The organism is Streptomyces sp. NPDC096136 (genome assembly GCF_044763325.1).
Classification (GTDB): domain Bacteria; phylum Actinomycetota; class Actinomycetes; order Streptomycetales; family Streptomycetaceae; genus Streptomyces.
In genome coordinates this window covers 1-25,211 of record NZ_JBIWFZ010000012.1, presented here as the reverse complement: position 1 = coordinate 25,211, position 25,211 = coordinate 1, and the positions used below count along the sequence as shown (strand labels likewise).

Below are 25,211 nucleotides of genomic sequence, written 5' to 3'. Positions count from 1 at the left end.
TCTTTCGGAGTTCGGACCTCAGACGGCCACGGGACCGGCGGCCCGGGCACCGCACAGCAGCTCGTGCAGGTATCCGGCGAGCAGTCCCGGCGTCGGGTGGTCGAACACGAGGTTGGGAGAGAGCTTCCGTTCCGCGAGGGTGCGGAGCCTGTTGCGGAGCTCGATGGCGGTGAGGGAGTCGAATCCGATCTCGAACAGCCCCTGGTCGGCGTCGAAGTGGTGGTTCGCGCCGTATCCCAGGACGGCGGCCACCTGCGCCCGCACCAGGTCGAGCAGCGCCTTCCGCTGCTCGGCGGCGGGCAGCGCGGCCAGCCGCTCGGGCAGCCGCCGGCCCTCCTCGGCCCCCGCTCCGGCGTGCGCCTGCTGGCGGGCGGCCTTGACCAGTCCGCGCAGCATGTGCGGTACGCCGCCACCCGCCGCCGAACCGCTGCGGACGCCCCGCAGGTCCAGCTTGGCGGGCACCAGCAGCGCCTGCCCGGATCCGAGGGCGGCGTCGAAGAGTTCCATGCCCTCCGCCGGGGTCATCGCCCTCAGGCCGCCGCGCCGGTTGAGCCGGGCCTTGACGACCTCGTCGGTGCCCGCCGCCATGCCTGCGCCGGTCTGCTCCCACAGGCCCCAGGCCAGGGAGAGGCCCGGCAGGCCGGCCGCCCGGCGCCGGGCCATCAGGCCGTCGAGGAAGGCGTTGGCGGCCGCGTAACTGCCGCTGCCCGCGCCCATGAAGACGGCGGAGACCGAGGAGTAGACGACGAAGGCGTCCAGGTCCAGGCCCCGCGTCAGCTCGTCCAGGTGCCGGACCGCGTCGACCTTCGGCGCGAACACCCGCGCCAGCCGCTCGGGGGTCAGCATGCCGATCACCCCGTCGTCGGTCACGCCGGCGGTGTGCACCACTCCGGTGAGCCGGTGTTCTGCGGGGACGGACGCCAGCAGGTCGGCGACCTGCCCGCGGTCGGAGAGGTCGCAGGCGGCCACCGAGACGGTGGCGCCGCGCTCGGTCAGCTCGGCGACCAGCTCCCCGACCCCTTCCGCCTGCGGGCCGCGACGGCTCGCCAGCAGCAGGTGCCGCACGCCGTACCGGGAGACCAGGTGCCGGGCCGCGAGCGCGCCCAGTGAACCGGCGCCCGACACCAGGACGGTGCCCTCCGGCGCGAAGACCACCGGAGCCCCCTGCCCCGGACCGGCGACACGGGCGAGACGCGGCACGAGCAGGGCCGTCCCGCGCACCGCCAGCTGCGGCTCGCCGCAGGCCAGCACGGCCCCCAGCACCGCTTCCGCACCACCGTCGGCGGCGGGGTCGGTGTCCACCAGGACGATCCGGTCGGGGTTCTCCGCCTGCGCGGCCCGCACCAGGCCCCACACCGCCGAGGCGGCCGGGTCGGTCACCGTCGCCTCGCCGGCGGCGGGTACCGCGCCCCGGGTCACGACCAGCAGCCGCGACTCCTCCAGCCCGGCCCCGGCCAGCCAGCACTGGACGACCTCCAGCACCCGGTCGGCCAGGTGCAGCACCGGGTCCTCGCCCGCGGGGAGCGGGGCGGCGCCGCTGACGGCCTCCAGGACGGCCAGCGCCGGGGCGGCCGTCCGGCCTTCGAGCACGTCGTCGGCCAGGGTGGCCACCTCCTCCGCGGTGGCCACCGCCACCCACGAGGGGGCGGGCCCGCCGGCCTGCGCCTGCGGCAGCCCGGTCCACTCCACCCGGAACAGCGGGTTGGCGGGGCGGGCCGTGCCCGCGGCCGTCTCCAACTGCTCGGCGGACACCGCCCGGGACACCAGGGAGTCCAGGGTCACCACCGGCCGGCCGGTCTCGTCCGCCGCTTCCAGGGCCAGTGCCCCGGGCTCCGGCTGCGAGAGGCGGACGCGCAGCGCCGGAGCCCCGGCCGCGTGCAGGGCCAGCCCGTTCCACGCGAACGGCAGCCGCAGCTCCTGGCCTTCGCCGCCGGCCGACGCGGGCTGCGCCGCGCCGTTCAGCAGCGGCGAGTGCAGGGCGGCGTCCAGCAGCGCCGGGTGGATGCCGTACCGTCCGGCTTCCTCGCGGTGCTCCTCGGCGAGGGCGACCTCGGCGAAGAGTTCCTCCCCGCGCCGCCACACCGCCCGTACGGCCCGGAACGCCGGCCCGTACCCGTATCCGACCCCGGCGATGGCCTCGTAGCCGCCGCTGATGTCGACGGACTCCGCGCCGGCCGGGGGCCAGGCGGCGAAGTCGAACCCGCTGCCGGGGCGGCCGCCCGACGCGGCCGGGGCCGCCAGCGTGCCGGAGGCGTGCCGCGTCCAGCCGTCACCGTCGGCGGCGTCCTCGCGGCGGGAGTAGACCTCCACGGTGCGCGAGCCGCCCTCGCCGGGACCGCCGACGGCGACCTGCACCTGGACCCCGCCCTGGGCGGGGACCACGAGCGGCGCCTCGATCACGAGCTCCTCCAGCAGCTCGCACCCGGCCTCGTCACCGGCGCGCACGGCCAGTTCGACCAGTCCGGTACCGGGGACGATGACCACTCCGTCGACCGCGTGGTCGGCGAGCCAGGCGTGCGTGCGCAGGGACAGGCGGGAGGTGCAGAGCAGCCCGTCGGACTGCGGCAGCTGGACCACCGCGCCGAGCAGGGGGTGTTCGACCCCGGCGAGACCCAGCGAGGCCGCGTCGCCGGCCGGTTCGGCGGCCTGGATCCAGAAGTGCCGGTGGTCGAAGGCGTACGTCGGCAGCTCCGGGCGCCCCGTCGTGGCCGGCAGGACCGCGGTCCAGTCCACGGCCACTCCCCCGGCGAACAACTCGGCCATGGAGGTCAGCAGGCGGCGCATGCCGCCGTCCTCACGGCGCAGCGACCCGGTCACCACCACGTCGGCGTCGAGGCCGTCGACGGTCTCGCTGATGGGCTGGACCAGCACCGGGTGGGCACTGACCTCCAGGAACACCCCGTAACCCCGTCCGGCCAGTTCGGCGACGGCCGGGCCGAAGCCGACCTGACCGCGCAGGTTGCGGTACCAGTACCCGCCGTCCAGGACGTCCGCGTCCTCGACCCAACCACCGGTGACCGTCGAGTAGAAGGGCACCGTCGGCGCCTTCGCAGCGATCCCGGCCAGCAGTTCGGCGAGGGAGTCCTCGATGGCCTCGACGTGCCGGGTGTGCGACGCGTAGTCCACCGCGACCCGGCGGACCCGGACGCCCTCGAAAGCCAGGGCCTCCAGGGCCTCGTCGAGTGCCTCGGCGTCACCGGCGACCACCACGGACGACGGGCTGTTGACCGCCGCGACCTCGACCCGGTCGGACCACCGCTCCAGCTTCGCGGCCGCCTCCTCGGCGCCCAGCGCGACCGAGGCCATACCACCCCGACCCGCCAGCTCCTTGGCGATGGCCCGGCTGCGCAGGGCCACCACCCGGGCCCCGTCCTGCAACGACAGCGCGCCCGAGACACAGGCGGCGGCGATCTCACCCTGCGAGTGGCCGACCACCGCGTCGGGGCGGACACCCAGCGAGGCCCAGACGGCCGCCAGACCGACCATGACCGCGAAACTCGCCGGCTGGAGCACGTCCACCCGCTCCAGCAGCTCCGCCGCGACCTCACCGCGCAGCACCTCGGTCAGCGACCAGTCCACCCACGGCTCCAGCGCCGCAGCACACTCCGCGATGCGATCGGCGAACACCGGCGAGGAGTCCAGGAGTTCCCGACCCATACCGGCCCACTGCGCGCCCTGACCCGGGAACACCCACACGGCCCTGCCCGGCGCCGCCGAGCCCGCGCTGCCGGTCACGACGCCGGCCGCGTCCTCGCCGCGGGCCAGCGCCCGCAGCCCGGCCAGGGCCTCCTCGGGGGAGCCGGCCGTGACGACCGCCCGCTCCCCGAAGACCGACCGGCCCGACGCCAGCGCCCCGGCCACCTCCGCCAGGGAAACCCCCTCGGCGCCCTCCAGGAACCCCGCCAGCCGCTCGGCCTGACCGGCCAGCGAGGCGGCGCTGCGCGCCGACACCACCAGCGGGACCACGCCACCGGCCACCGGAGCCGGGACCGTCGCCGCGGCCTCCTCCCCGGCCGGGGCCTCCTCCAGGATCAGGTGCGCGTTCGTCCCGCTGATGCCGAACGAGGACACGCCCGCCCGGCGCGGCCTGCCCTGACCGGGCCACTCCCGCGCCTCGGTCAGCAGCTCGACGGCCCCCTCGGACCAGTCCACCTGCCGCGTCGGTGCGTCCACGTGCAGCGTCGGCGGCATGATGCCGTGGCGCATCGACTGCACCATCTTGATGACGCTCGCCACGCCCGCAGCGGCCTGCGTGTGGCCGATGTTGGACTTCAGCGAACCCAGCCACAGCGGCCGCTCGGGGTCGCGCCCCTTGCCGTACGTCGCCAGCAGCGCCTGCGCCTCGATCGGATCGCCCAGCGCGGTGCCCGTGCCGTGCCCCTCCACCACGTCCACGTCGGACGCCCCCAGCCCGGCGCTCTGCAGCGCCTTGCGGATGACCCGCTGCTGCGAAGGGCCGTTGGGCGCGGTCAGTCCGTTGGAGGCGCCGTCCTGGTTGACCGCACTGCCGCGCAGCACCGCCAGTACCCGGTGGCCGCGCTCGCGGGCCACCGACAGCCGCTCCAGCACCACGAGGCCCACGCCCTCGGCCCAGCCGGTGCCGTCCGCGCCGTCGGCGTACGCCTTGCAGCGGCCGTCCCCGGCGAGGCCGCGCTGCCGGGAGAACTCGACGAAGGAGACCGGGGTCGCCATCACCGTCGCGCCGCCGGCGAGGGCCATCGAGCACTCGCCCTGCCGCAGCGCCTGCGCCGCCAGGTGCATGGCGACCAGCGACGAGGAGCACGCCGTGTCCACGGTGACCGCCGGGCCCTCGAAGCCGAACACGTACGAGACGCGGCCCGAGGCCACGCTCGCCGCCGTGCCGGTGCTGGCGAAGCCCTCCAGTTCCGGGGCGGCCACGCCGGCCCCGTATCCCTGGCTGGACACACCGGCGAACACGCCGACGTCGGTGCCCTTCAGCGAGAACGGGTCCAGGCCGACCCGCTCCAGGGCCTCCCAGGAGGTCTCCAGCAGCAGCCGCTGCTGCGGGTCCATCGCCAGGGCCTCGCGCGGCGAGATCCCGAAGAACGCCGGGTCGAAGAGGCCCGCGCCGTGGACGAAGCCGCCCTGGCTGGTGTACGAGGTGCCCGCGCTGTCGGGGTCGGGGTCGAACAGGCCGTCCAGGTCCCAGCCCCGGTCGTCCGGGAACGAGGACATCCCCTCGCGCCCCTCCGACACCAGCCGCCACAGGTCCTCCGGACCGGCCACCCCGCCCGGCAGACGACAGGCCATGCCCACGATCGCGATCGGCTCGTCCGGATCCACGGCGACGGGCGCCACGGCCGGCGCCGGGGATCCGGCGTCGGTCGCGTCCCCGAACTCCTCGCGCAGGTAGCCGGCCAGGGCCAGCGGGGTCGGGTAGTCGAAGACCAGGGTGGCCGGGAGCTTCAGGCCGGTCGCCTCACGCATCCGGTTGCGCAGCTCCACGGAGGTGAGGGAGTCGAACCCGGCGTCCTTGAACGCCATGTCGGCCCGGACCCCGCCCGGGCCGGTGTGGCCGAGGACGACGGCGGCCTCGGAGCGCACCAGGTCCAGCAGGAGGGCCTCCCGCTCCTCCTCGCCGAGCCCGGCGAGCCGCCGGACCAGCCCGCCGTCCCCGGCGGACTGCGCCCGGGCCTGCTGCCGGCCGGAGCGGACCAGGCCGCGCAGCAGGTGCGGTACGCCGCCGCCCGCCGCGGCCCCGGCCCGCGCCCCGCGCAGGTCCAGCTTGATCGGCACCAGCAGGGCCCGCTCGGCCACCAGGGCGGCGTCGAAGAGCTCCATGCCCTCCGCCGCGGAGATGGCCAGCGCGCCGCCCCGGTTCATGCGCGCCTGGTCGACGGCGCTGAGGTCGGCGGTCATGCCGGAGGTCTGCTCCCACAGGCCCCAGGCCAGCGACAGGCCCTGCTCCCCGGCGGCCCGGCGGTGGGCCATCAGCCCGTCGAGGAAGGCGTTGGCCGCCGCGTAGTTGCCCTGGCCGGCGGATCCGAACACGCCGGAGGCGGACGAGAACACCACGAAGGCGGCGAGGCCGAGGCCCCGGGTCAGCTCGTCCAGGTGCCGGACCGCGTCGACCTTCGGGGCGAACACCCCGGCCAGCCGCTCCGGGGTCAGCGCTCCGATCACCCCGTCGTCGAGCACACCCGCCGTGTGCACGACACCGGTCAGCGGGTGCCCGGCCGGCACCGACGCCAGCAGCGCCTGCGCCTGCGCGCGGTCGGAGACGTCACAGGCCACCACCGAGACGGCGGCGCCCTGCCCGGTCAGCTCGGCGGCCAGTGCCTCCGCACCCTCGGCGGCCGGTCCGCGGCGGCTGGCCAACAGCAGGTGCCGTACGCCGTGCCGGGAGACCAGGTGCCGGGCGACGAGGGCGCCCAGCGAGCCGGTACCGCCGGTGATGAGGACGGTGCCCCCCGGCGCGAACACGGCCGGGGCATCGGGCACCCGGGCGGCCGTCCGGGCGAGCCGGGGCGCCGAGAGCTCGCCGGCGCGGACCGCGACCTGCGGCTCGCCGCCGGCGAGGACGGCGCCCAGCACCGGCTCCGCCCCCGCAGCGGAGGCGGGGTCGGTGTCGATCAGGACGATCCGGTCCGGGTTCTCCACCTGGGCGACGCGCACCAGGCCCCACACCGCCGCGCCCGCGGGGTCGCCCACGGCGCCGTCGCCGGCGGGCACCGCGCCCCGGGTGGCCACGACGAGCCGGGACTCCTCCAGGCCCGTACCGGCCAGCCAGGCCTGGACGACGCCCAGCACGCGGGAGGTCAGCGCCAAGGCGGAGTCCTCCTCGCCGACGGCCTCCAGCAGCGCGACCGCCGGCACCCGGTCGCCGCGCTCCAGCGCCGCCACGTCCTCGGCGGTGGCCACCGGCGCCCACTCCGGCTCGGCCACGGCCCCCTCGGCCGGGGCCGGCGGGGCCCATTCCACCCCGAACAGCGCGTCGGTGACGGCCGGTGCGGCCGCCGCGCCGAGCTGCTCGGCGGAGACCGGGCGGGACACCAGCGAGTCCAGGGTGACCACCAGGGCGCCGGTCTCGTCGGCGGCCTCCAGGGACACGGCGCCGGGCCCGCCGGGCACGAGCCGCACGCGCAGCACCGAAGCACCCGAGGCGCGCAGCACCAGCCCGTTCCACGCGAACGGCAGCACCGCTTCCGCGGCCTCCCCGGCCCCGTCGGCGGGTGCGTCCGCCGGGACGCCGAACATCCCGGTGTGCAGGGCGGCGTCCAGCAGCGCGGGGTGGATGCCGAAGCGGCCGGCGTCCCCCCGCTGCTCCTCCGGCAGGGCGACCTCGCCGAAGAGCTCCTCGCCGCGCCGCCACACCGCCCGCAGGCCCTGGAAGGCGGGCCCGTACCCGTAACCGCGGCCGACGAGCTCCCCGTAGAAGTCCCCGACCTCGACGGGCCGGGCGCCGGCGGGCGGCCAGGCGGCGAAGTCGAACCCGCTGCCGCCCGGCCGGGCCGCGGCGGACAGGGTGCCGGCGGCGTGCCGCGTCCACGCGTCCTCGCCGTCCGCGTCCTCGCGCAGGGAGTGGACCTCCACGGTGCGCGAGCCGGTCGCGCCGGGCGCGCCGACGGCGACCTGGACGCGGACCCCGCCGTGGTCGGGCACCACCAGGGGCGCCTCGATGACGAGCTCCTCCAGCACCCCGCACCCGGCCTCGTCGCCGGCCCGCACGGCCAGCTCCACGAGCCCGGTGCCCGGGACGAGGACGACCCCGCCCACGGCGTGGTCGGCGAGCCAGGGGTGGGTCCGCAGCGACAGCCGCGAGGTGAAGACGAGCCCGTCCAGCTGCGGCAGCCGGACGACCGCGCCCAGCATGGGGTGGTCGGCCGCCGTCTGCCCGAGCGCGACGGCGTCGGTCGCGGGGCCCGCGTCCTTCAGCCAGTAGTGCTGGTGCTCGAAGGCGTACGTCGGCAGGTCCACCCGGCCGGGGGCGGCGGACGCCGGCAGGACCGCCGTCCAGTCCGCGGCCGCGCCGCGGACGAACAGCTCGGCCACGGAAGCCAGCAGCGTCTGCTCCTCGGGACGCCCGTCGCGCAGGGCCGCGACGGCCGTCACCGCCCCGGCGCCCGCCGCGGCGGCGCTCTCCGCGACCAGCCCGGTCAGTGCGGCGCCCGGTCCGACCTCCAGGAACAGGGTGGCGCCGGACTCCACGGCGGCCGCGATGCCCTCGGCGAACCGCACCGGCCGGCGGACGTGCGCCGCCCAGTACTGCGGGTCGGCGAGCTCGCCGGGGCCGGCGAGCCGGCCGGTGACGTTCGAGACCACCGGGACGGCCGGCTCCTGCCACACCACTGCGGCCAGCTCCGCGGCGAACTCGGCCAGCATGGGCTCCATGCGGGCGGAGTGGAACGCGTGCGAGACCGACAGCCGCTTCGTCTTGTGGCCGCGCTCGCGCAGCACGGCGGCCGCGGCGAGCACGGCGTCCTCCTCGCCGGAGAGCACCACCGAGGCGGGGCCGTTGACGGCCGCGAGCTCGACGCCGTCACCCAGCAGCCCGGCGGCCTCCTCCTCCCCGACGGCCACGGCGACCATCGCGCCGCCCGGGGGCAGCGCCTGCATCAGCCGGCCGCGGGCCGCGACCAGCCGCGCCGCGTCGGGCAGGGTGAGGGCGCCGGCCGCGTGGGCGGCGGTGATCTCACCGACCGAATGGCCGATGACGGCGTCCGGGCGCAGCCCCCAGGATTCCAGCAGCCGGAACAGGGCGCTCTCCACGGCGAACAGGCCCGCCTGGGTGAACACGGTCTGGTCGAGGAGCCCGGCGGCGCCGGGCGCCCGGCCGAGCACCACGTCCCGTACCGGGTGGTCGACCCGGCCCGCGAGGGCGGCATCGAGCTGCTCGCAGGCCGCGTCGAAGGCCTCGGCGAACACCGGGTGGAGGTCGTACAGTTCCCGGCCCATCCCGACGCGCTGCGAACCCTGGCCGGGGAAGACCCACACGGCCCGGCCCGGCCCGCCGACGGCGGCGCCGGTCACGACGCCGGCCGCGCCCTCCCCGCGGGCCAGCGCCCCCAGCCGGGCCAGCGCCTCGGGCCGGGAGCCGGCCAGTACGACGGCACGCTCGGCGAGGAGCGCCCGCTCGGACAGCAGCGCCCGGCCCACCTCCGCCAGCGGCACCCCGTCGGCGTCCTCGAGGTACGAGGCCAGCCGCGCGGCCTGCCCGGCCAGGGACCCGGTGGTGCGCGCCGACACCACCAGCGGGACCACGCCGCCGGCCACCGGGGCCGGGGCCGTCGGCGCGGCCTCCTCCTCGGCGGGGGCCTCCTCCAGGATCAGGTGGGCGTTCGTCCCGCTGATGCCGAACGAGGACACGCCCGCCCGGCGCGGCCGGCCGTCGCGCGGCCACTCCCGGCCCTCGGTGAGCAGTTCGACGGCGCCCGCCGTCCAGTCGACCTCGGTGGTGGGCCGCTCCACGTGCAGGGTGGGCGGCATGACGCCGTGGCGCAGGGCCTGCACCATCTTGATGACGCTCGCCACGCCCGCGGCGGCCTGCGTGTGGCCGATGTTGGACTTCAGCGAACCCAGCCACAGCGGCCGTTCGGGGTCACGGCCCTGCCCGTAGGTGGCCAGGACGGCCTGCGCCTCGATCGGGTCGCCGAGGGCCGTGCCCGTGCCGTGGGCCTCGACGACGTCCACGTCGGACGAGACCAGTCCGGCGCCGGCCAGCGCCTTGCGGATGACCCGCTGCTGCGAGGGGCCGTTGGGGGCGGTCAGACCGTTGGAGGCGCCGTCCTGGTTGACGGCGCTGCCGCGCAGCACGGCCAGCACCTTGTGGCCCTTCTCGCGGGCCACCGACAGCCGCTCCAGCACCACGACGCCGGCGCCTTCGGCCAGGCCCATGCCGTTGGCGCCGTCCGCGAACGCCTTGCACCGCCCGTCGGTGGCCATGCCCCGCTGCCGGGAGAACGCGACGAAGGTCCCGGGCGTCGACATCACCATCGCGCCGCCCGCGAGCGCCACGGAGCACTCGCCCTGGCGCAGCGCCTGCGCGGCCAGGTGGATGGCGACCAGGGAGGAGGAGCAGGCGGTGTCCACCGACACCGCGGGCCCCTCGAAGCCGAACACGTACGACACGCGGCCCGAGGCCACGCTGGGCGCCACGCCCGTCCCGGTGAAGCTCTCCAGTTCCGGGGCGATGGCTCCGGCGCCGGTCCCGTAGCCCTGGCTGCACACGCCGGAGAACACGCCGACGTCGGTGCCCTTGAGGGAGACGGGGTCGATTCCCGCGCCCTCCAGGGCCTCCCAGGAGGTCTCCAGCAGCAGCCGCTGCTGGGGGTCCATGGCGAGGGCCTCGCGCGGCGAGATCCCGAAGAACCCGGCGTCGAACAGGCCCGCGCCCCGGAGGAATCCGCCCTGGTCGGTGTACGAGGTGCCGGGGTGGTCGGGGTCGGGGTGGAAGAGGCCCTCCAGTTCCCAGCCGCGGTCCTCGGGGAACCCGGAGACCGCGTCCCGGCCCTCGGACACCAGCTGCCACAGGTCCTCCGGGCCCGCCACGCCGCCGGGCAGGCGGCAGCCCATGCCCACGATGGCGATGGGCTCGCCGGCGTGGTTCGACCCCTGCTTCTTCAGGGTGTGCAACTCGGCCGTGACCCGCTTGAGGTACTGGAGGAGTTTTTCGTCCGTGGCCATTCTTTTCGATTCCTTACGAAGTGGAGTGGGAGCGCAGGGCCTGAACCACGGTCAGAGGAGGCCGAATTCACCGTCGATGAATTCGAAGATCTCGTCTGCGGAGGCGGATTCCAGCTGGTCGGCGACCGTGGGGGCGTCCGACGTGTCGAGCACTCCGTTGCACCTGGCCAGCAGCCCCTGGAGGCGGAGCGCGATCCCGGCCTTCATGGACTCGTCGAGGGCCAGGGTGCTGATCAGTGATTCGACGTCCTCCAGCCGGGAGTTCACCCGGGCCAGGGCGTCGTCGCCGATCCCGAGCCCGTCGCGCAGGTGGCGGGCGAGGACCAGCGGGGTGGGGTGGTCGAAGACGAGGGTGGCCGGGAGCTTCAGGCCGGTCGCCTCGCGGACCCGGTTGCGCAGCTCGACCGAGGTGAGCGAGTCGAAACCGACGTCCTTGAACGCCGTCTCCGGCCGGACGCCCGCCGGGTCGGTGTGTCCGAGGACGAGCGCGGCCTGGGTGCGGACCAGGTCGAGGAGCAGCGCCTCCTGCTCGGCCGGGCCGAGTTCGGCCAGCCGGCGCACCAGCCCGCCGCCGTCGCCCGCGGCCGCCGCGCGTGCCTGCTGCCGGCCCACGGGGACCAGTCCGCGCAGCAGGTGGGGGACGCCGCCGCGCGCCGCGGCGCCGGCCCGGACGCCCCGCAGGTCCAGCTTGGCGGGCACCAGCAGGGGGCGGCCCGCCGCGACGGCGGCGTCGAACAGCTCCGTCCCCTCGGCGGGCGTGAGCGCCACGACCCCGTCGCGGCTGGCGCGGCGGCTCATGCGCGCCTGGTCGTCGGCGCTGAGGTGGGTGGTCATGTTGGTCGCGTGCGCCCACGTGCCCCAGGCGAGGGACACGGCGGGCAGGCCGGCGGCCCGGCGGTGGTCCATCAGCCCGTCGAGGAAGGCGTTGGCGGCGGCGTAACCGCTGCTGCCGGCGCCCATGAAGACGGAGGAGGCGGAGGAGTAGACGATGAACGCGTCCAGGTCCAGGTCCCGGGTGAGGTCGTCCAGGTGGCGCACCGCGTCGACCTTCGGGGCGAACAGCTTCGCCAGCTGTCCGGGGGTCAGCGCCTCGACCAGTCCGGCTTCGAAGACGCCCGCCGTGTGGACGACGCCGGTGAGGGGGTGCTCGGCCGGGACGGAGGCCAGCAGCGCCTGGGCCTGGTCGCGGTCGGACATGTCACAGGCCGCGACGGTGACTTCGGCGCCCTCCGCCGTCAGCTCGGCGACGAGCTCCCGGACGCCCTCGGCCTGCGGGCCGCGGCGGCTGGCCAGCACCATGTGCCGGACGCCGTGCCGGACGACGAGGTGCCGGGCGATCAGGGAGCCCAGCGAGCCGCCGCCGGAGACGAGGACGGTGCCTTCCGGCGCGAACACGGCGGGTGCGTCCGGGGCGTCGCCGCCGGCGCGGACGAGCCGGGGGACGGACAGGGTGGTCCCGCGCACGGCGACCTGCGGTTCGCCGCAGGCGAGGAGGGGGCCGAGCACCGGCTCCGCGTCCCCCTCGGCGGCGGGGTCGAGGTCGACGAGCACGAGCCGGTCGGGGTTCTCGGCCTGCGCGGCCCGCACCAGGCCCCACACCGCCGAGCCGGCCGGGTCGGTCACCGTACCGCCGTCACCGGCGGGAACCGCGCCCCGGGTGGCCACGACCAGCCGCGACTCCTCCGGGCCGGCCCCGGCCAGCCAGGCCTGGACGACGCCCAGCACACGGGAGGCCAGGGCCAGCGCCGCGTCCTCGGCGCCGTCGCCGACGGCCTCCAGCAGTGCGACGGCGGGCACCTGCCCGCCCTCGGCGAGGGCCGCCACGTCGTCGGCGGTGGCCACGGGTGCCCAGGACGGCGGGGCGTGCTCGGCGGGCGGCGCCGACTCGGTCCACTCCACCGCGAACAGCGCGTCGGAGTGCGCCCCGCGGGCCGCCGTCTCCAGCTGCTGGGCGGAGACCGGACGGGAGACCAGCGAGTCCAGGGTCACCACGAGCCCACCGGCCTCGTCGGCGGCCTGGAACGACAGCGCGTCCGGACCGGTCGGGGCGATCCGCACGCGCAGGGCCGGGGCGCCGGCGGCGTGCAGCGCGAAGCCGTTCCAGGAGAACGCCAGCCGCGGCTCCCCGCTCGCCTCCTCCCCCGCCGCGGAGGGGGCGAAGGTGCCGGCCTGGAGGGCGGCGTCCAGGAGGGCCGGGTGCAGGCCGAACGCGCCGGCCTCCTTGCGCTCGTCGTCGGGCAGGGCGACCTCGGCGAACACCTCCTCGCCGCGTCGCCAGACCGCCCGCAGACCCTGGAACGCCGGCCCGTACGCGAGACCGTGCGCGCGCAGCTCGTCGTAGAACGCCGGGGCGTCCACCTCGACCGGCCGGGCGCCGGCCGGCGGCCAGGCGGCGAAGTCGAAGCCCGGGGCGGGGGTGGCCGGGGCGGGCGACAGGAGCCCGGTGGCGTGCCGGGTCCACCCGTCCCCGTCGACGGCGTCCTCGCTGAGGGAGTAGACGTCGACGGGACGCGAGCCGTTCTCGCCGGGCGCGCCGAGCGCCACCTGCACCCGGATTCCGCCGTGGTCGGGGACGACGAGCGGCGCCTCGATGACGAGCTCCTCCAGCAGCCCGCAGCCGACCTCGTCACCGGCGCGCACGGCGAGTTCCACCAGCCCGGTGCCGGGGACGAGCAGCACGCCGCCGATGGCGTGCTGGGCCAGCCAGGGGTGCGAGCGCAGGGACAGCCGGGAGGTGAAGACGAGCCCGTCGGACTGCGGCAGCCGGACCACCGCCCCCAGGAGGGGGTGCCCGGCCTCGGCCTGCCCGAGGGAGGCCGCGTCGGTGGGCGTTTCGGTGGCGTGGAGCCAGTAGTGCCGGTGCTCGAAGGCGTAGGTCGGCAGCTCGACGTGTGCCGCCGTCGTGGCGGGCAGCACGGCGGTCCAGTCCACGGCCACGCCGCGGACGAAGAGTTCGGCCATGGAGGTCAGCAGGCGGCGCATGCCGCCGTCCTCGCGGCGCAGGGAGCCGGTCACCACGACATCGGCGTCCAGACCGTCGACGGCCTCGGTGATCGGCTGGACCAGCACCGGGTGGGCGCTGAGCTCGACGAACACGCCGTGCCCCTGGGCGAGGAGGGCGGCGACGGCCGGGCCGAAGCCGACCTGGCCGCGCAGGTTGCGGTACCAGTACCCGCCGTCCAGGACGTCCGCGTCCTCGACCCAACCACCGGTGACCGTCGAGTAGAACGGCACCTCCGGAGCCTTCGCGACGATCCCCGCGAGGGTCTCGGCCAGCAGGTCCTCGATGGCCTCGACGTGCCGCGTGTGCGACGCGTAGTCCACCGCGACCCGACGCACCCGGACGCCCTCGAAAGCCAGGGCCTCCAGGGCCTCGTCGAGTGCCTCGGCATCACCGGCGACCACCACGGAGGCGGGGCCGTTGACCGCCGCGACCTCGACCCGGTCGGACCACCGCACCAGCTTCGCGGCCGCCTCCTCGGCGCCCAGCGCGACCGACGCCATACCACCCCGACCCGCCAGCTCCTTGGCGATGGCCCGGCTCCGCAGGGCGACCACCCGGGCCGCGTCCTCCAGCGACAGCGCACCCGAGACACAGGCCGCGGCGATCTCACCCTGGGAGTGACCGAGTACGGCATCGGGCTCGACACCCACGGACCGCCACACGGCAGCGAGACCGACCATGACCGCGAAACTCGCCGGCTGGAGCACGTCCACCCGCTCCAGCAGCTCCGGCGCGACCTCACCGCGCAGCACCTCGGTCAGCGACCAGTCGATCCACGGCTCCAGCGCGGCCGCGCACTCCGCGATCCGCGCCGCGAACACCGGCGAGGAGTCCAGGAGTTCCCGACCCATACCGGCCCACTGCGCACCCTGACCCGGGAACACCCACACGGCCCTGCCCGGCGCCGCCGCACCGCCGGTCACCACACCCGCCGCGTCCTCACCCCGGGCCAGCGCCCGCAGCCCGGCCAGGGCCTCCTCCGCGGAATCGGCCGTGAGGACCGCCCGCTCCCCGAAGACCGACCGGCCCGACGCCAGCGCCCCGGCCACCTCCGCCAGGGAAACCCCCTCGGCACCCTCCAGGAACCCCGCCAGCCGCCCGGCCTGACCGGCCAGCGAGGCCGCGCTGCGCGCCGACACCACCAGCGGCACCACACCACCGGCCACCGGCGCCTGCTCCGCGGGCTCCTGCTCCGGGGCCTCTTCCAGGATCAGGTGCGCGTTCGTCCCGCTGACCCCGAAGGACGAGACGCCCGCCCGGCGCGGCCGGCCGTCGCGCGGCCACTCCCGCGCCTCGGTCAGCAGCTCCACCGCGCCCGCCGACCAGTCCACCTCGGTGCTGGGCCGCTCTGCGTGCAGGGTCGGGGGGATCACCCCGTGCCGCAGCGCCTCCACCATCTTGATGACGCTGCCGACGCCCGCGGCGGCCTGCGTGTGGCCGATGTTGGACTTGAGCGAGCCCAGCCACAGCGGCCGCTCGGGGTCGCGCCCCTTGCCGTACGTCGCCAGCAGCGCCTGCGCCTCGATCGGGTCGCCCAGCGCGGTGCCCGTGCCGTGGCCCTCGACCACGTCGACGTCGGAGGCGGAGATCCCGGCGCCGGCGAGCGCCGCCCGGATGACGCGCTGCTGGGAGGGACCGTTGGGGGCGGTCAGGCCGTTGGAGGCGCCGTCCTGGTTGACCGCGCTGCCGCGCAGCACCGCCAGTACCCGGTGGCCGCGCTCGCGGGCCACCGACAGCCGCTCCAGCAGCACCACGCCGACGCCCTCGGCGAGGCCCATGCCGTCCGCTCCGTCGGCGAACGCCTTGCAGCGGCCGTCGGTCGCGAGGCCGCGCTGTCGGGAGAAGGCCATGAAGGACCCGGGCGTGGCCATCACCATCGCGCCGCCGGCCAGTGCCATGGAGCACTCGCCCCGCCGCAGCGACTGCGCGGCCAGGTGCATGGCCACGAGCGACGAGGAGCAGCCGGTGTCGATCGACAGCGCCGGCCCCTCGAAGCCGAAGACGTACGACACCCGGCCCGAGGCCACGCAGGACGCCGCTCCGGTGCCCGCGAAGCCTTCGACCTCCGGGGTCACCACGCCGGCGCCGGCGCCGTACCCCTGGCCGGAGACCCCGGAGAACACGGCGACGTCCGCGCCCTTGAGCGCGTAGGGGTCGATGCCGGCCCGTTCCAGGGCCTCCCAGGAGGTCTCCAGCAGCAGCCGCTGCTGCGGGTCCATCGCCAGGGCCTCGCGCGGCGAGATCCCGAAGAACCCGGCGTCGAACAGGCCCGCGCCCTCCAGGAAGCCGCCCTGGTCGGTGTACGAGGTGCCCGCACGGTCGGGGTCGGGGTCGACCAGGCCGTCCAGGTCCCAGCCGCGGTCCTCGGGGAATCCGGAGACCGCGTCGACGCCGTCGGCCACGAGCCGCCACAGGTCTTCGGGCGAGGAGACGCCGCCGGGGTAGCGGCAGGCCATGGAGACGATGGCGATCGGCTCGCGCGCCTGGTCCTCGACCTCGCGCAGCCGCTTGCGGACATCGCGGGCGTCGGCGATGGCCTTCTTGAGGTAGTCGCGGAGTTGTGCCTCGTCAGCCACTGGATTCAGCTCCAAGGAAGGGTGATGTGAGCAATTGCTGTGGGGGGTCCCGCACCGGGTGCGGGGGGGGGACGGCCGGGCGCGCCCGTGCGGGCCCGGCCGTCCGGTGCGGCTCAGTCGAGCCGGTCGAAGATCGCGAACAGCTCTTCGTCGTCGGCGGTTTCGAGATCCTCGTCGGAGGCGTCGGCGCCTCCCGGCGCGGTGTCCGGACGGCCCGCCGCCTCGGCTGCCTTCAGCAGCTCCCGCAGGCGTGCGGTGATCCGCTCGCGCGCCTCCTGATCGGCGGCGGCGGACGCGATGGCCGCCTCCAGGCCGGTGAGGCCGGCCAGCACCGGATCCGCCGCGGACGCCTCCTCGACGGCGCACTCCTCGCGCAGGTGGCGGGCGAGGACCAGCGGGCTGGGGTAGTCGAAGACGAGCGTCGCCGGGAGCTTCAGCCCCGTCGCCTCGCGGACCCGGTTGCGGAGCTCGACCGAGGTGAGCGAGTCGAACCCGGCTTCCTTGAAAGCCGTTTCGGCGCGGAGGCCGCCCGGGCCGGTGTGCCCGAGTACGGCCGCAGCCTGGGTGCGCACCAGGTCGAGGAGCAGGGCCTCCTGCTCCGCCGCACCGAGTCCGGCGAGCCGGTCGGTGAGCTTGCGGGCCTGCTGACCCGTGCCCCCCGCCCTGGCCTGCTGCCGGCCCGCGGGGACCAGTCCGCGCAGCAGGGGCGGTACGCCGCCGCCCGCCGCCGCGTCGGCCCGTACCGCACGCGGGTCCACGCTGACCGGGACCAGGAGCGCATGCGCCGATCCCAGGGCGGCGTCGAAGAGTTCCATGCCCTCGGCGGATCCGAGCGCCCGGACTCCGCCGCGTCCCTCGCGCCGGCTCATGCGGCTCTTGGTGAGCTCGTCGATGGTGGTGGCCATGCCGGTGAGCTGCTCCCACGGGCCCCAGGCCAGGGAGAGGCCCGGCAGTCCGGCGGCCCGGCGCCGGGCCATCAGGCCGTCGAGGAAGGCGTTGGCAGCCGCGTAGGCGCCGCTGCCGGCTCCCATGAAGACGGAGGAGGCGGAGGAGTAGACGACGAACGCGTCCAGGTCCAGGCCCCGCGTCAGCTCGTCGAGGTGCGTGACCGCGTCGGCCTTCGGCGCGAACACCCCGGCCAGCCGCTCCGGAGTCAGCGTCCCGATGACGCCCGGGTCGAAGACGCCGGCGGTGTGGACGACCCCGGTGAGGGGGTGCCCGGCCGGGACGGACGCCAGCAGCGCTTCGGCCTGGGCCCGGTCGGAGAGGTCGCAGGCGGCCACCGAGACGGTGGCGCCGCGCTCGGTCAGCTCGGCGACCAGCTCCCCGACCCCTTCCGCCTGCGGGCCGCGACGGCTCGCCAGCAGCAGGTGCCGCACGCCGTACCGGGAGACCAGGTGCCGGGCCGCGAGCGCGCCCAGCGAACCGGCGCCCGACACCAGGACGGTGCCCTCCGGCGCGAAGACCACCGGAGCCCCCTGCCCCGAACCGGCGACACGGGCGAGACGCGGCACGAGCAGAGCCGTCCCGCGCACCGCCAGCTGCGGCTCGCCACAGGCCAGCACGGCGGCGAGGACGGAGTCCAGCACCGAGTCCGTACCGCCTTCGGCGAGGGGGTCGACGTCGACGAGGACGATCCGGTCGGGGTTCTCGGCCTGCGCGGCCCGTACGAGACCCCACACGGCCGAGCCGGCCGGGTCGCTCACCGCACCGCTCTCACCGGCCGGCACCGCACCCCGGGTGGCCACGACGAGACGCGACTCCTCCAGCCCGGACCCCGCCAGCCACGCCTGCACGACCCCCAGCACACGCGAGGTCAGCTCCAGCGCCGAATCCCCGCCGCCGACGGCCTCCAGCACCGGCACCGCCGCGGCTGCGGCGCCCCCGGCCAGGGCCGCCACGTCGGCGGCACCGGTCACCGGCAGCCATGACGGGCCGGAGTCGGCCGCGTCGGCCGTGCCCGCCTCGGTCCACTCCACCCGGAAGAGGGAGGTGGCGGCCGCGGCGTCGGCCGCGGCGCCCAGCCGGTCGACGTCGACCGGTCGCAGGACCAGCGAGTCCAGCGACACCACCGGGCTGCCGGTCTCGTCGGCGGCCTGGAAGGACACCGCGTCGGGACCGCTCGGCGCGATCCGCACCCGCAGGGCTGCGGCCCCGGCGGCGTGCAGGGCCAGCCCGTTCCACGCGAACGGCATCACCGGCTCGCCGGACTCCTCGTCCGCCGTGCCCGCCGCGGCGCTGAACGTCCCGGCCTGGAGGGCCGCGTCCAGCAGCGCGGGGTGCAGCCCGAACGCGGCGGCCTCCTTGCGCTGCTCCTCGGGCAGGGCGACCTCGGCGAAGAGCGCCTCGCCGCGCCGCCAGACCGCCCGCATGCCCTGGAACGTGGGCCCGTACGCGTATCCCATCTCGGCGAGCAGGGCGTAGCCGGCACTGATGTCGACCTGCTGGGCACCGGCCGGGGGCCAGGCGGCGAAGTCGAACCCGTGACCGGCGGGCCGGCCGGCGGCGGACAGCATGCCGGTGGCGTGCCGCGTCCACCCGTCCCCGTCGACGGCGTCCTCGCGGCGGGAGTAGATCTCCACGGTGCGCGAGCCGCTCTCGTCGGGCGCGCCGACCGCGACCTGGAGCCGGATTCCGCCGTGGTCGGGGACGACCAGCGGCGTCTCGGTCACGAGCTCCTCCAGGAGCCCGCACCCGGCCTCGTCACCGGCGCGCACGGCGAGTTCGACCAGACCGGTGCCGGGGAGGAGCACCAGGCCGCCGACGCGGTGGTCGGCGAGCCAGGGGTGCGTGCGCAGGGACAGGCGGGAGGTGAAGACGAGCCCGTCGGACTGCGGCAGCTGGACGACCGCGCCCAGCAGCGGGTGGTCGGCCGTCGCCTGGCCGAGGGAGGCCGCGTCGGTGGCCGCCTCGGCGAGGTGCAGCCAGTAGTGGCGGTGGTCGAAGGCGTACGTCGGCAGCTCCAGGCGCCGGGCCGGCTGCGGCAGCACACCGCTCCAGTCGAGGTCGACGCCGCGGACGAACAGCTCGGCCATGGAGGTCAGCAGGCGGCGCATGCCGCCGTCCTCACGGCGCAGGGAGCCGGTCACCACCACGTCGGCGTCGAGGCCGTCGACGGTCTCGCTGATCGGCTGGACCAGCACCGGGTGGGCGCTGACCTCCAGGAACACCCCGTGGCCCTGGGCGAGGAGGGCGGCGACGGCCGGGCCGAAGCCGACCTGGCCGCGCAGGTTGCGGTACCAGTACCCGCCGTCCAGGACGTCCGCGTCCTCGACCCAACCACCGGTGACCGTCGAGTAGAACGGCACCTCCGGAGCCTTCCCGACGATCCCCGCGAGGGTCTCGGCCAGCAGGTCCTCGATGGCCTCGACGTGCCAAGTGTGCGACGCGTAGTCCACCGCGACCCGACGGACCCGGACACCTTCGAAGGCCAGGGCCTCCAGCGCCTCGTCGAGTGCCTCGGCATCACCGGCGACCACCACGGAGGCGGGGCCGTTGACCGCCGCGACCTCGACCCGGTCGGACCACCGCTCCAGCTTCGCAGCGGCCTCCTCGGCGCCCAGCGCCACCGACGCCATACCACCCCGACCCGCCAGCTCCTTGGCAATGGCCTGACTCCGCAGGGCCACCACCCGGGCCGCGTCCTCCAGCGACAGCGCACCCGAGACACAGGCCGCGGCGATCTCACCCTGCGAATGACCCAGCACCGCATCCGGCTTCACACCCACCGACCGCCAGACGTCGGCCAGACCCACCATCACCGCGAAACTCGCCGGCTGGAGCACGTCCACCCGCTCCAGCAGCTCCGGCCCGGCCTCACCCCGCAGCACCTCGACCAGCGACCAGTCGATCCACGGCTCCAGCGCCGCAGCACACTCCGCGATCCGCGCCGCGAACACCGGCGAGGAGTCCAGGAGTTCCCGACCCATACCGGCCCACTGCGCACCCTGCCCCGGGAACACCCACACGGTCCGGCCCGGCGCGCCCACGCTGCCGGTCACCACACCGGACGCGTCCTGGCCGCCGGCCAGCGCCCGCAGCCCTGTCAGCGCCTCCTCGTCCGAGCCCGCGAGCACCACCGCACGCTCGCCGAAGACCGCGCGGCCCGAGGCCAGCGCTCCGGCCAGCTCCGCCGCCGACACCCCGTCGGCGCGCTCGGCGTACGCCGCCAGCCGCCCGGCCTGACCGGCCAGCGAGGCCGCGCTGCGCGCCGACACCACCAGCGGCACCACACCACCGGCCACCGGAGCCGGGACCGTCGCCGCGGCCTCCTCCCCGGCCGGGGCCTCCTCCAGGATCAGGTGGGCGTTCGTGCCGCCGACGCCGAAGGAGGAGACCCCCGCCCGGCGCGGCTGGGTGCCGCGCGACCACTCGCGGGCCTCGGTCAGCAGCTCCACCGCGCCCGCCGTCCAGTCGACCTCGGTGGTGGGCCGCTCCACGTGCAGGGTGGGCGGCATGACGCCGTGGCGCAGGGCCTGCACCATCTTGATGACGCTCGCCACGCCCGCGGCGGCCTGCGTGTGGCCGATGTTGGACTTCAGCGAACCCAGCCACAGCGGCCGCTCGGGGTCGCGCCCCCTGCCGTACGTCGCCAGCAGCGCCTGCGCCTCGATCGGATCGCCCAGCGCGGTGCCCGTGCCGTGCCCCTCCACCACGTCCACGTCGGACGGGGAGAGCCCGGCACCGGCCAGCGCCTTGCGGATCACCCGCTGCTGCGAGGGACCGCTGGGAGCCGTCAGGCCGTTGGAGGCGCCGTCCTGGTTGACCGCACTGCCGCGCAGCACCGCGAGCACCTCGTGGCCCTTCTCGCGGGCCACCGACAGCCGCTCCAGGACGACCACGCCGACGCCCTCGGCGAGGCCCATGCCGTCCGCGCCGTCGGCGAAGGCCTTGCAGCGGCCGTCACCGGCCAGGCCGCGCTGCCGGGAGAAGGCGAGGAAGGCCCCGGGCGTGGCCATCACCATCGCGCCGCCGGCCAGTGCCATGGAGCACTCGCCCTGGCGCAGCGACTGCGCGGCCAGGTGCATGGCGACCAGCGAGGACGAGCAGGCGGTGTCCACGGACACCGAGGGGCCCTCCAGGCCGAACACGTACGACACGCGGCCGGTCGCCACGCTCGGGGCCAGGCCCGTGCCGGCGAAGCCCTCGACCTCGGGTGCGACCGTGCCGGTGCCGTAGCCCTGGCTGGAGACGCCGGAGAAGACGCCGACGTCGCTGCCCTTGAGTGAGAACGGGTCGATGCCCGTGCCTTCCAGGGCCTCCCAGGAGGTCTCCAGCAGCAGCCGCTGCTGCGGGTCCATCGCCAGGGCCTCGCGCGGCGAGATCCCGAAGAACCCGGCGTCGAACAGGCCCGCGCCCCGGAGGAATCCGCCCTGGTCGGTGTACGAGGTGCCGGCCTGGTCGGGGTCCTGGTCGAACAGGCCCTCCAGGTCCCAGCCGCGGTCCTCGGGGAACCCGGAGACCGCGTCGCGGCCCTCGGACACCAGCTGCCACAGCTCTTCGGGCGAGGAGACGCCGCCGGGGTAGCGGCAGGCCATGCCGACGATCGCGATGGGCTCACCGGCGTCGGCGGCCGCGGACGCCGTCTGCTCGACCGGGGCGGGCGCCACGTCGCCGAACTCCTCGCGCAGGTAGCGGGCGAGGGCCAGCGGGGTCGGGTAGTCGAAGACGAGCGTGGCCGGGAGCTTCAGGCCGGTCGCCTCGCGGACCCGGTTGCGCAGCTCGACCGAGGTGAGGGAGTCGAACCCGGCGTCCTTGAACGCCATGTCGGCCCGGACCCCGCCCGGGCCGGTGTGGCCGAGGACGACGGCGGCCTGGGTGCGCACCAGGTCGAGGAGCAGGGCCTCCTGCTCGGAGGCCGTGAGTCCGGCCAGCCGAGCGGAGAGCGTGCGGCCCTCGTCGGCGGTGGCTCCCGCCTGCGCCTGCTGCCGTCCGGCCTTGACGAGGCCGCGCAGCAGGTGCGGTACCGCACCGCCGGCCGCCGCGTCGGACCGTATCCCGCGCAGGTCCAGCTTGACGGGTACGAGCAGCGGCTGCCCGGCGCCGAGGGCTGCGTCGAAGAGGCCCATGCCCTCGCCGGCGGAGATCTCCAGCACCCCGCTGCGGCTCGCCCGCGCCTGGTCGACGCTGCTGAGGTGCGAGGCCATGCCGAGGGACTGCTCCCACAGGCCCCAGGCCAGCGACAGGCCCGGCAGGCCGGCGGCCCGGCGGTGGTCCATCAGGCCGTCGAGGTAGTGGTTGGCCGACGAGTAGTTGCCCTGCCCGGCACCGCCGGAGAGGCCGGCGACGGACGAGAACACGACGAAGGCGTCGAGGTCCAGGCCCCGGGTCAGCTCGTCCAGGTGGCGCACCGCGTCCACCTTCGGTGCGAACACCCCGGCCAGCCGCTCCCTGGTCAGCGCCCCGATCAGCCCGTCGTCGAACACGCCGGCCGTGTGGACGACGCCGGAGAGGGGGTGCTCGGCCGGTACGGACTCCAGCAGCGCGGCGAGCTCGTCGCGGTCGGAGAGGTCGCACGCCACCACCGAGACCTCGGCACCCCGCTCGCCGAGTTCGGCGACCAGTTCCGCCATGCCCTCGGCGGCCGGTCCGCGGCGGCTGGCCACCAGCAGGTGGCGGACACCGTGCCGGGCGACCAGGTGCCGGGCCACCAGACCGCCCAGCGATCCGGCGCCCGAGACCAGGACCGTGCCCTCCGGGGCGAAGGTCCCCGGAACGTCCGGGACCTGCGCGGCGGCGCGGGCGAGCCGGGGCACGGAGAGGGTGGTCCCGCGGACGGCGACCTGCGGCTCACCGGCGGCCAGTACGGCGCCGAGGACGGAGTCCATCACGGAGTCCGTGGCGCCTTCGGCGGCCGGGTCGACGTCCACCAGGACGATCCGGTCCGGGTTCTCGGCCTGCGCGGCACGCACCAGACCCCACACCGCAGCACCGGCGGGGTCGGTCACCGTACCGCCGTCACCGGCGGGCACGGCCCCCCGGGTCGCGATCACCAGCTGCGACTCCTCCAGCCCGGCCCCGGCCAGCCACGCCTGCATGACGTCCAGCACGCGGGAGGCCAGGTCCAGCACCGGGTCCTCGCCGCCGTCGCCGACGGCCTCCAGCACCGCGATCAGCGACAGGCCGTCGGCGGCCGCGAGGGCCTCGGACAGCGCCGTCACCTCGTCGGCGGTGGACACGGGCGCCCACGTCTGGACGGCGTCCACCTCCTCCTCCGGCTGCGGGAGCTCGCTCCACTCCACCCGGAACAGCGCGTTGGCGGCCGCCGTGTCCGCCGGGGATTCCAGCTGCCCGGCGGAGACCGGACGGGAGACCAGCGAGTCCAGGGTCACCACGAGCCCGCCGGTCTCGTCGGCGGCCTGGAAGGACAGCGCGTCCGGACCGTTCTGTGCGACGCGCACCCGCAGGGCCGGGGCGCCGGCGGCGTGCAGGGCGAAGCCGTTCCACGCGAACGCGAGCACCGGCTCCCCGGGCTCCTCGTCCGCCGCGCCCGCGTGGGCGAAGGTCCCGGCCTGGAGGGCCGCGTCCAGCAGGGCCGGGTGGACCCCGTACCCGCCGGCCTCCTTGCGGTACCCGTCGGGCAGGGCGACCTCGGCGAAGACCTCGCCGTCACGCCGCCAGACCGCCCGCAGGCCCTGGAACGCGGGCCCGTACCCGTAGCCGCGCTCGGCCAGGTCGCCGTAGAACTCCCCGGCCTCGACCGGCTGCGCGCCGGCCGGCGGCCAGGCGGCGAAGTCGAATCCGCCGCCGACCGGTCGGGCCGTGGCCGTGGCCGACAGGATGCCGGTGGCGTGCCGGGTCCACGCGTCGGTCTCGGCGTCCTCGCTCAGGGAGTACACGGCCACGGAGCGCGAGCCGTTCTCGCCGGGCGCGCCGAGCGCCACCTGCACGCGTACGCCGCCGTGGTCGGGGACGACGAGCGGCGCCTCGATGACGAGCTCCTCCAGCAGTTCGCAGCCGGCCTCGTCACCGGCGCGCACGGCCAGCTCGACCAGCCCGGAGCCGGGGAGGATGACCACACCGCTGACGGCGTGGTCGGCGAGCCAGGGGTGCGTGCGCAGGGACAGGCGGGAGGTGAAGATGAACCCGTCGGACTGCGGCAGCCGGACCACCGCGCCGAGCAGCGGGTGATCGACCTGCGTCTGTCCCAGCGAGGCCGCGTCCGTCGCCCCGCCCGTGTCCTTCAGCCAGTAGTGCCGGTGCTCGAAGGCGTAGGTCGGCAGCTCGACGTGTGCCGCCGTCGTGGCGGGCAGCACGGCGGTCCAGTCCACGGCCACGCCGCGGACGAAGAGTTCGGCCATGGAGGCGTACAGGCGGCGCGGGCCGCCGTCCTCACGGCGCAGGGAGCCGGTCACCACGACATCGGCGTCCAGACCGTCGACGGCCTCGGTGATCGGCTGGACCAGCACCGGGTGGGCGCTGAGCTCGACGAAGACGCCGTGGCCCTGGGCGAGGAGGGCGGCGACGGCCGGGCCGAAGCCGACCTGGCCGCGCAGGTTGCGGTACCAGTACCCGCCGTCCAGGACACCGGCCTCCGTCACCCAGCCGCCGGTCACGGTCGAGTAGAAGGGGACGGTGGGGGCGAGGGCCTCCACTCCGGACAGGGTCTGGGCGAGCAGGTCCTCGATGGCCTCGACGTGCCGCGTGTGCGACGCGTAGTCCACCGCGACCCGACGCACCCGGACGCCCTCGAAGGCCAGGGCCTCCAGGGCCTCGTCGAGTGCCTCGGCGTCACCGGCGACCACCACGGAGGCGGGGCCGTTGACCGCGGCCACCTCGACCCGGTCGGCCCAGCGCTCCAGACGGGCGGCCGCCTCGTCGGCGCTGAGGGCGACCGAGGCCATACCGCCCCGACCCGCCAGCTCCTTGGCGATGGCCTGACTGCGCAGGGCGACCACCCGGGCCGCGTCCTCCAGCGACAGCGCACCCGAGACACAGGCCGCAGCGATCTCACCCTGCGAGTGACCGAGTACGGCATCGGGCTCGAC

At 76.1% G+C, this 25,211-nt stretch carries 1 protein-coding gene and 2 pseudogenes; all 3 read right to left on the bottom strand.

Going from position 1 to position 25,211, the window contains the following annotated elements; genetic code table 11:
- Positions 1-18: 18 nt before the first annotated feature.
- Positions 19-10,641: pseudogene (locus ACIRBY_RS23845) on the bottom strand (type I polyketide synthase); the annotation flags it as partial.
- Positions 10,642-10,695: 54 nt separating this feature from the next.
- Positions 10,696-16,209, bottom strand: a pseudogene (locus ACIRBY_RS23840) (type I polyketide synthase); the annotation flags it as partial.
- A 128-nt stretch (positions 16,210-16,337) separates the two neighbouring features.
- Positions 16,338-25,211: SDR family NAD(P)-dependent oxidoreductase (locus ACIRBY_RS23835; RefSeq protein ID WP_403903589.1), on the bottom strand; the 8,874-nt coding region annotated here is incomplete at its 5' end.